General features: G+C 64.6%; 1 protein-coding gene. It reads right to left on the reverse strand.

All coding sequences use genetic code 11. From position 1 onward, the window contains the following. The coding region (locus BKH33_RS13110) for a DUF5979 domain-containing protein (RefSeq protein WP_244157432.1) at nucleotides 1-661 on the reverse strand (661 nt) is incomplete at both ends.

The raw sequence follows: 661 nt of genomic DNA on the forward strand, positions 1-661 counted from the left end.
ACACGGTGAAGGTGCTGCGGTCGAGGGTGTAGGTGTTGGTGGCTGAGATGTTGACGGCGGGGTTGTCTCCGCCGAGTACGTCGAAGGTTGCTTTGCCTTCCTGGGCGGGGGTGCCGTCTACGGCCAGGGTGGTTGACAGGCTCGTGGCCTTGACGGAGGCGTCCTTCTCGGTGAGTGTGCACGATCCGGTCGGCAGGTCGTTCACGTGTGCGGTCTGGCCGGTCTTGACTACCAGCTGCTTGGGGGAGGCGGTCTTGCCGGTGACCTTGTCGGTGCAGGTGTACTCGAAGGTGAACTCTGCTGGTGCCAGCTTCGCGCCGTCGCCCTGGACCGTCTTGGACACTGAGAAGCCTCCGGTCTGGCGGGTGTAGGTGTTGGTGACCGACACGTTCGGGACCTGGTCCTTGGCGATCGTGGCTGTGGTTGTGGAGTAGGTGGTGGCTAGCGCGTAGCCCTCACGCTGGGCCGAGGTGTTGTCCTCGTTCAGGGTGCATGCCGTTCCTGTGGGGAGGGTCGGGCCGCCTACGGCGGTGCCGTCCATGGGGACGTCGAGTGTGCCCTTGGTGCTGTCGGGGTCGTTGCAGGTGTAGCCGACCTTGACGGTCTCGCCGGCCTGCGGGGTGTAGTCACCCTTGACACTCTTGGACACCGAGAACGAACC

The organism is Actinomyces naeslundii (genome assembly GCF_001956585.1).
GTDB lineage: Bacteria > Actinomycetota > Actinomycetes > Actinomycetales > Actinomycetaceae > Actinomyces > Actinomyces naeslundii.